This window comes from Priestia sp. 40, assembly GCF_049368575.1.
GTDB classification, from domain to species: domain Bacteria; phylum Bacillota; class Bacilli; order Bacillales; family Bacillaceae_H; genus Priestia; species Priestia zanthoxyli.
Genome location: NZ_JBMPZA010000027.1, coordinates 1 through 3,101, shown reverse-complemented (window position 1 = coordinate 3,101; position 3,101 = coordinate 1). Strand labels below are relative to the sequence as shown.

At 43.5% G+C, this 3,101-nt stretch carries 11 protein-coding genes; 9 read left to right on the top strand and 2 right to left on the bottom strand.

Annotated features, from left to right (window positions below):
- The first annotated feature begins 226 nt into the window (after positions 1-226).
- Positions 227-406, top strand: coding sequence for a cadherin-like domain-containing protein (locus tag ACO1DI_RS28290; RefSeq protein ID WP_423145802.1), 180 nt, complete (start codon positions 227-229; stop codon positions 404-406).
- 23 nt (positions 407-429) lie between these two features.
- Positions 430-681, top strand: coding sequence for an Ig-like domain-containing protein (locus ACO1DI_RS28285; protein ID WP_423145801.1), 252 nt, complete (start codon positions 430-432; stop codon positions 679-681).
- On the opposite strand, the gene ACO1DI_RS28280 is transcribed toward ACO1DI_RS28285, so the two are convergent.
- The gene (locus ACO1DI_RS28280) at positions 644-787 is read right to left on the bottom strand and encodes a hypothetical protein (protein ID WP_423145808.1); all 144 of its coding nucleotides are present in this window, start codon (positions 785-787) and stop codon (positions 644-646) included. The two genes, ACO1DI_RS28285 and ACO1DI_RS28280, sit on opposite strands and share 38 nt — an antisense overlap.
- On the opposite strand from ACO1DI_RS28280, the gene ACO1DI_RS28275 reads away from it, so the two are divergent.
- The 3 genes from ACO1DI_RS28275 to ACO1DI_RS28265 are packed head-to-tail and all read left to right on the top strand — an operon-like array spanning position 723 to position 1,525.
- Positions 723-965: an Ig-like domain-containing protein gene (locus ACO1DI_RS28275; RefSeq protein ID WP_423145806.1), complete on the top strand. Its 243-nt coding sequence runs from the start codon at positions 723-725 to the stop codon at positions 963-965. The genes ACO1DI_RS28280 and ACO1DI_RS28275 overlap by 65 nt on opposite strands.
- Positions 946-1,290: a cadherin-like domain-containing protein gene (locus ACO1DI_RS28270; protein WP_423145805.1), complete on the top strand. Its 345-nt coding sequence runs from the start codon at positions 946-948 to the stop codon at positions 1,288-1,290. The genes ACO1DI_RS28275 and ACO1DI_RS28270 overlap by 20 nt, the downstream gene beginning before the upstream one ends.
- Positions 1,247-1,525, top strand: coding sequence for a cadherin-like domain-containing protein (locus tag ACO1DI_RS28265; protein WP_423145800.1), 279 nt, complete (start codon positions 1,247-1,249; stop codon positions 1,523-1,525). Before ACO1DI_RS28270 ends, ACO1DI_RS28265 begins: the two co-directional genes overlap by 44 nt.
- On the opposite strand, the gene ACO1DI_RS28260 is transcribed toward ACO1DI_RS28265, so the two are convergent.
- Positions 1,463-1,624 (bottom strand): hypothetical protein, encoded by a 162-nt coding sequence (locus tag ACO1DI_RS28260; protein ID WP_423145807.1) that lies wholly within the window; start codon positions 1,622-1,624, stop codon positions 1,463-1,465. The genes ACO1DI_RS28265 and ACO1DI_RS28260 overlap by 63 nt on opposite strands.
- Between ACO1DI_RS28260 and ACO1DI_RS28255 the strand changes: the two genes are divergently transcribed.
- From ACO1DI_RS28255 to ACO1DI_RS28240, 4 genes are read left to right on the top strand one after another with little or no spacing between them, the layout of a single operon-like run.
- The gene (locus ACO1DI_RS28255; protein WP_423145804.1) at positions 1,548-2,069 is read left to right on the top strand and encodes a cadherin-like domain-containing protein; all 522 of its coding nucleotides are present in this window, start codon (positions 1,548-1,550) and stop codon (positions 2,067-2,069) included. The two genes, ACO1DI_RS28260 and ACO1DI_RS28255, sit on opposite strands and share 77 nt — an antisense overlap.
- Complete coding sequence (locus ACO1DI_RS28250; RefSeq protein ID WP_423145803.1) at positions 2,045-2,311, top strand: Ig-like domain-containing protein; 267 nt, start codon at positions 2,045-2,047, stop codon at positions 2,309-2,311. The genes ACO1DI_RS28255 and ACO1DI_RS28250 overlap by 25 nt, the downstream gene beginning before the upstream one ends.
- Positions 2,311-2,667: an Ig-like domain-containing protein gene (locus ACO1DI_RS28245; RefSeq protein ID WP_423145799.1), complete on the top strand. Its 357-nt coding sequence runs from the start codon at positions 2,311-2,313 to the stop codon at positions 2,665-2,667. The genes ACO1DI_RS28250 and ACO1DI_RS28245 overlap by 1 nt, the downstream gene beginning before the upstream one ends.
- Complete coding sequence (locus tag ACO1DI_RS28240) at positions 2,621-3,097, top strand: cadherin-like domain-containing protein (RefSeq protein ID WP_423145798.1); 477 nt, start codon at positions 2,621-2,623, stop codon at positions 3,095-3,097. Before ACO1DI_RS28245 ends, ACO1DI_RS28240 begins: the two co-directional genes overlap by 47 nt.
- Positions 3,098-3,101: the final 4 nt, after the last annotated feature.

Here is a 3,101-nt window from a genome sequence, read left to right as displayed (position 1 = left end):
GCCTACAAACGGCACCAGGCAACGGAGTGGCCGTGGTGAATGCAGATGAACGTTTAGCTACCAGCCGAACCTGAAATTTATGGATGATATTAGTTTACCGTGTTGGTATCAATATGGCCAAGGAGGCACGGCGGTTTCAAACGTGAATGGCAAGTCACGCCAGTGAGTCTTATGCACCAACGGTGCCAAATTACACGTTTAATAAGATAGTCCTGTGGTAGGAGCAGTGGTAGGGACAGATGTGGATGGAAATCCTCTTAGTTATCAGCTGCAAAATGGTCCAACAAATGGAATAGCTGCCGTGAACGCAGATGGAACGTTTAGTTATCAACCAAACCTAAATTTCAATGGGACAGATCAATTTACGGTATTGGTTTCAGATGGTCAGGGGGAACGACGGTTCTGACTGTTACAATAAACGTAATTCCAGTGAATGACCCTCCAATCACCGCTGATTTAGCATTTACAATTAATGAAGATACACCCCTTACAAATCAAATTCCAGCTTTTGATCCCGATGGAGATCCTTTGACATTTACTCTGTTGAATCCGCCTCCGTCAAATGGAAGTGTTGTATTCAGGGGCAAACGGAGTATTTACTTATACACCAAATTTAAATTACGCGATCGATTTCCGTACTGGTCTAGAACGGTAAAGGAGGAACTTCTCTTTCTACTGTAACCTTAACGATTGTCCCGTCAACGATCCGCCAGTAGGAGGAGATCGTCTGTACAACGACCATTAACCTTCCTGTTACAAGCAGCATACCTGCTTCAGATCCCGACAACGTTACTCTAACCTATACTCTGCAATTAGTTCGAAATAACGGTAATGCTGTTATAAGTCAAGATGGTACATTCATTTATACACCTAATAACGATTTTATAGGTAATGATCAATTTACCATACTAATAACAGACCCAGAAGGAGACTGCACTATCAACCATTTTTGTAAGGGTACTTGAAACAAATGGAACTACAACTTCACAAGATTTACAAATCTCTACTGATGAAGACACACCAGTAACAAATCAAATAATTGCTACTAATGTAAATGGAAATCCACTTGTTTATACTATTGAAAATCAACCTATTAATGGAGTAGTAACAATTGATTCTGATACAGGAATATTTACGTATACACCGAATGCAAACTTTACCGGTTCAGATGCGTTCGTAGTATATATAACTGATAATTTAGGAGGAAATGCTACTTCTTCAGTTATCGTTACAGTTATTCCAATAAATGATCCTCCGATTGTTCCTACTTTATCAGTTGACAACGAATGAAGATACATCAGTAACTTCTATGGTAATTGCCACTGATATTGATGGCAATCCACTGACTTATTCGCTACAAAATGCTCCAGTAAATGGAATAGTAAACGTGAGCTTAGATGGGATGTACACGTATACCCCAAATGCTGATTTTAATGGGATAGATCAGTTTACGGTATTGGTGTCAGACGGCCAAGGGAGGCATAGCCATCTCCACAATTACAATTACGATTCTGCCAGTAAATGATCCGCCAGTAGGTCCAAACGAAATTACGATTGTTACACCTGAAGAAACACCTGTTACTAGCCAAATCGTAGCGACTGATCCAGATGGAGGAGTGCTCACGTATGCGTTACAAGATCCACCGACAAATGGGGTGGCAGTGGTCAATGGTGATGGAACGTTCACGTACACGCCAAATGAAAATTACACTGGAAATGATACGTTCACAGTCCTAATAAGCGACCCGTTGGGCGCATTTATAGTGACGAATGTATTAGTAACAGTCACGCCAGTGAACGATGCACCAGTGGTGCCAGACTACGCGTTTGTGATCAATGAAGACACGAGTTTGAACAGCCAAGTGGTGGCAACGGATGTGGACGGAAACCCACTAACGTACGGGTTACTGGCAGTTCCAGCAAATGGAACAGTGGTAGTAAATCCAGACGGCAGCTATAGCTATACGCCAAATGAAAATTACACTGGAGTGGATAGCTTTAGTGTCGTGGTCAGCGATGGCCAAGGAGGAACAGCCATTTCACCATCACAATTACGATTCAGCCCGTAAATGATCCACCAGTAGGTCCAAACGAAATTACGATTGTTACACCTGAAGAAACACCTGGTACTAACCAAATCGTAGCCACTGATCCAGATGGAGAAGTACTGACGTACACGTTACAGGACCCACCAACAAATGGAGTGGCAGTGGTCAATGGTGATGGAACGTTCACATACACACCAAATGAAAATTACACTGGAAATGATACGTTCACAGTCCTAATAAGCATCTGTTCGGTGCGTTCATAGTGACGAACGTACTAGTAATAGTCACGCCAGTGAACGATGCACCAGTGGTGCCAGACTACGCGTTTGTGATCAACGAAGACACGAGTTTGAATAGCCGAGTGGTGGCAATCTGCGGATGTGGACGAAACCCACTAACGTACGGGTTACTGGCAGGTCCAGCAAATGGGACAGTGGTAGTAAATCCAGACGGCAGCTATAGCTATACGCCAAATGAAAATTACACTGGAGTGGATAGCTTTAGTGTCGTGGTCAGCGATGGCCAAGGAGGAACAGCCTTTTCCACCATCACAATTACGATTCAGCCCGTAAATGATCCACCAGTCAGGTCCAAACGAAATTACGATTGTTACACCTGAAGAAACACCTGTTACTAGCCAAATCGTAGCCACTGATCCATATGGAGAAGTACTGACGTACACGTTACAGGACCCACCAACAAATGGAGTGGCAGTGGTCAATGGTGATGGAACGTTCACATACACACCAAATGAAAATTACACTGGAAGTGATACGTTCACAGTCCTAATAAGCGACCCGTCGGGTGCGTTCATAGTAACGAACGTACTAGTAATAGTCACGCCAGTGAACGATGCACCAGTGGTGCCAGACTACGCGTTTGTGATCAATGAAGACACGAGTTTGAATAGCCGAGTGGTGGCAACGGATGTGGACGAAAACCCACTGACGTACGGGTTACTGGCAGTTCCAGTGAATGGGACGGTGGTAGTAAATTCAAATGGTACCTATACGTATACGCCAAATGTAAAATTACAACGGAGTGGATAGCTTT